This window comes from Kitasatospora sp. NPDC059817, from assembly GCF_042731835.1.
Taxonomy (GTDB): domain Bacteria; phylum Actinomycetota; class Actinomycetes; order Streptomycetales; family Streptomycetaceae; genus Kitasatospora.
In genome coordinates this window covers 1-1550 of record NZ_JBHWIR010000167.1, presented here as the reverse complement: position 1 = coordinate 1550, position 1550 = coordinate 1, and the positions used below count along the sequence as shown (strand labels likewise).

The 1550-nt window shown below is 70.3% G+C and carries 1 protein-coding gene; it reads right to left on the bottom strand.

All coding sequences use genetic code 11. The features are described from left to right. Positions 1-99 precede the first annotated feature (99 nt). Positions 100-1155, bottom strand: coding sequence for a hypothetical protein (locus ACFV61_RS27865; RefSeq protein ID WP_380494518.1), 1056 nt, complete (start codon positions 1153-1155; stop codon positions 100-102). Positions 1156-1550 lie beyond the last annotated feature (395 nt).

Below are 1550 nucleotides of genomic sequence, written 5' to 3'. Positions count from 1 at the left end.
CCCCGGGGGTGGGCACCCCACCCCCCGGGGGGGGGGGGCGGGGGGCGCCGGCGCCCCCCCCGACCCCCGGGGGCCGCCCCCCCGACGAGGACCGGCCGACTACGCCCGGCCGAGGACGTCGTCCACGAGCTCCAGCCACAGGTCGAGTTCAGGCGCCGCGAGCTTGAAGATGTGCTTCGAGCCGCGCAGCCGCTCGTAGGAGGCGACCAGCTGGTGGGCGACCCGCTCGGTCTCGGCCGGTAGGACCCCGTGGATCAGGTCGGTCCAGCGCGGCGCGTTCCTGCCGCCGTCGTAGAGCTTCTCCAGCGGAAGGACCCGGCAGGCCGTCCAGGTCACCAGCTCAGGCGCGTACTCCAACAGCTTGTAGCAGCCCATGCTGTGGCGCTTTCGGATGCGGGCGATGGCCTTCTGCGTCTCGCGCCTGGCCTCCACCGCGATCTGGACGCTGGTCGCCCGCAAGTGCTCGTGCACGATTCTCCGGTAGGAGGCACCGGTGATGTCCGACCAGAGCGCGTCCAGGCCTTCAGGGGTGTGGAGTTGATGGCTCAGATAAGGGCGCGGCGCAGCCGAGAGCGCCGCGAGCGACCGGAACACGTCCGCGGGCGTGAATCCGACCAGGTGCGGCCTGGCCACGATGCCTCGCCGGGGGTCGAAGTAGCTCCCTTCCGCCTGGAATTCGGCCTGCACCGCGAGCAGACGCGGACAGCGGGCAAGATTGTCCTGCGGCACGGCGGAGTTAACGTAGCGGTCGGTCTGGTCGCAGAGCTCGCGGACCCGGTGGCGGTCGTCGCCGGTCACGACGATGACCGACAGGACGGCCTTGGCCAGGTCCGCGGGCGGCAGTTCGCGGGAGATGCGGGCGATCGTGACGAGTCGCTGGAACCCGTCGAAGCACTGCACCCCCGCCAACCCGAGCCGCCCTGCCCCGGCCGCCCGATCCGGTTCCCAGTGCAGGCTCTGCGCACCGAGGATGACGGGACCGACCTGCCCGAACTCCTCCGGCCGTTCGCGCAGCAGGGCCGCGAGGGCCTGGTTCCCCGGACTGTCCGCCAAATAGCAGCGTCGACTTCCGAGCACCACGGCCGCATCGGGCATGGCGGCCAGGCCCGCCAGCTCGGTCGCGCTGATCTGGGTGAACCACCGGTTGCCGAACATCACGGCATGAAGCGCCCTGAGAATGTGGCGATCGGGAACCCAGCTGATCTCTGCCGCCGACGAGAGTCCTCGCCAAGCACCGAACGGAGCGGCATTGTTGTCCATGCCCGGTTCAACGTCGTAGCGGCGACCAGGTTGCGGCGCAGAGCGCCCCCGTGCGGGAGAGTTTCGATCGAGTCGGACCGCGCCGGTTCGGCGACCCGGCGAGGTGGCTCAACCTCCGTTCCACGATTCCACGATGCACGCCGTCGGCCGGGGGCCTTTTTTGCTCCCGGGGAAATATGTAGACCGGTCTACATTTGGCTGCTCGATGGAGCCCGGGGGGGGGGGCGGGGGGGGGGGGGGCGCGCCGGGGGGCCACCCGGCGGGGAAATATTAGAACAGACGTAATAAAT